Here is a 2,779-nt window from a genome sequence, read left to right on the forward strand (position 1 = left end):
GTGGACGACGAGGATAGAAACAATCCCCCAGATGCTCAAAACGATAGCAATGAGGTTACTTTCGATGAGACCTTGACCGTTGAAGCGATAGAGGGTGTATTGGCTAATGACTCCGACACGGATAACGACCCGCTGACGGTTACCGCAGTCGAAGGTAGTGCCGAAAACGTTGGTGAATCTATCCAAGGCCAGTTCGGCACGCTGACGCTAAATAGCGATGGCAGCTATAACTACGTGTCTAATCAACCGCAGCCCGTGCTTTACGGCTTCGTTGAAGGCGACGGCAAAGACAACCTGCAGAATAATCTGCTGGCCAACTTCACATTAGACACAGCCGCGCTTCAGCGTGTACAGGTAACCGCCAACAAAGGCGTTGGCGTTGCAGGTAGCAATGGATACAGCGATGTACCCGAGCAGATCAACGATAACGGCGAAGTCATGGTCGTCGATATGGGCGACAGCATCGAAGGTGCAGGCTTCTCCTTCGGCGTTTCCAACCTGTTCAATAATGAAAACGGCGGCGAAAGTGGTGCCTGGTACACCTATAACGAGTCTGGTGAGTTAGTCGGTAGTGGTACCTTTGGGCCTGATGATGTCGTTTACCAAAACGGTAGCAATAATGTCGGCCGTGTGAACATCTCCTCTAGCGAAACAGGTGATTTCCGCTACATCGCGTTCGAAGGGCTTGCTTATCAGAATAGCGATGTGGAAAGCGACGGTGGCGATTACTTCCTCACCGATATTACGTTGCAGGAAAGCTTCACCTATACCATCACGGATGGAGAAGGCGGCACCGATGACGCCACGTTGACTGTCGATTCCACCAGCAATCTGGCGGGTTACGAAATACCGCTGACCCTCGACGATAACCAGGCAGCCTTGGTTGACGAAGATGGCCTGGAAAATGGCCTTGCCGGTGGCACTGGCGACCGTGAAGGTCAAGGCGGTGATGAGATTACCTTCACCGGCAAGATCGGCGTGGCAGGCGCTGAGTCACTCGACTTTGCTGGCATGGATGGCCAGACCGCCACGGTAGGGCAGGAGAAGGTAAGTTACGAGTGGGTGGATGATGTCTTAACCGCCACCATCTCTGAAAGCCCGGAAGAAGGCCGTGTAGGGGAAGCACTCTTTACCGTTGAGCTTGATGACGCTGGCAACTATACCGTCACGCTTCTGGAAAATGTGCTCCACGAGGCCCTCGATGGCGAAGAAGGCGACAACACTGAAAACGACGCCAGCGTAGCGCTTGACTACACAGCGCAAAATGCCGATGGCGATACCCAGAGCGGCACGCTGATGATCGACTTCAATGATGATACCCCGACCGTGGAAGAAGCCGACACGATCACCGTCACCAATGAAGGCATTCCCGAGATTTTTGTAGGCAATGTCGACTTTACGGGTCACAACGTAAGTCAGTCGCATTTTAGCTTTGCCGACGGCAATGTCGTGGTTACTGCTCAAGGCTTTGAAAGTGCCCATGATCTCGACTTGGTCGATGCGGATGTTAACCAGTCAGACCAAGGTCTTGGCGTTGCCAGCGTTGCATCGCCTTACCATAACCTGGCCAACGAAGTTGATTTCCGCAAAACAGCGGATGACGAAGCCTCGGAAACCTTGACCATTGCATTGCAAAACGGCCAAGTTGCCTATGGCGCGAAGATTGAATTTGCCAAGATGTTTGATGGCTCAGAGGAAGAAAAGGGCATAGCCGAGTTCTACCGTGGCGGTGAGCTGATTTCTACGCAGCAGTTTAGCTCAGATGCTGATGGTGGTAATTATGCAGGTAACTTCCAGGTAGAAGATGGCGGCTTCGATACTATCGTGCTTAAAGCCGATGACAATGGCAAAGGTCCGAACCACAACGACAACAGTGACTTTACCGTTTCGTCCATCGAGTTCACCGGCTCCACTGGTGCGCCGATCGGCTACGCGGAAAGCTCGCTTGACGTCAATTACGGTGCCGATGGCCCCGGCAGCCTAGCGTTGACCGGATTGGCAAGCGAGGTTGCCCTGAAAGACGGCACACCGGTTACCGTCGACACCACTGACAACGCCATCGTGGCGCGTGACGGTGACGGCGAGCTGGTGTTCCAGCTGCAATTGACGCCGGCCACTGGGCAGTGGGAATTCTTCCAGTATCAGCAATTGGCCAGTAGTGACGTAGCGTTTGATTACCAAGTCACTGATGCCGATGGCGACAGCATAAACGGAAGCTTTGCACTTGAGGCGATGGCAAATAGCGCCCCTGAGTCGTCGGATGACGAAGTAGTCACCAACGAGAACGAGGTGCTGACACTAACCCAAAGCGATTTTGGTGAATTTAGTGATGCTGATAGTGAGGACCAGCTAGAAACTATCAGAATCGATACGTTACCTGAGGCCGAAGCAGGCGTATTAACGCTAAACGGCGAAATCGTTCAGGCAGGCGACGAAATCAGCGCTGCAGCAATTGATGATGGCAAGTTGCAATTTACACCTGCCGCCAACAGTGATGCCGATACAACGTTCGAATTTAGCGTATCGGATGGGTTTGTTTGGTCAGAACAAAGCTATACCTTAACGTTGAATGTCGATGCAGTCGCCAACGCGCCTAGTGTGTCGCTTGAACTCACTGATACATCGCCAAATAACGTATCTTCTATTGTTTATAGTGGGTATTCCGCGAAGGCATTTAACGGCGATAATTTTTATACAGGTAGCCTGAAAAACGGTGAGGCCAGCCTTAAGCTGGATCCAGATAAGGAGAATGAGCGGGTTAAAATTACTACTCAGGGCC

1 protein-coding gene is annotated in these 2,779 nt (G+C 52.1%); it reads left to right on the forward strand.

What is annotated here, in order from left to right:
* Positions 1-2,779 (forward strand): cadherin-like domain-containing protein (locus QIT27_RS16960; RefSeq protein WP_285264490.1); only part of this gene is annotated, 2,779 nt, incomplete at both ends.

The sequence above is a fragment of the Halomonas sp. LC1 genome (assembly GCF_030247125.1).
GTDB lineage: Bacteria > Pseudomonadota > Gammaproteobacteria > Pseudomonadales > Halomonadaceae > Vreelandella.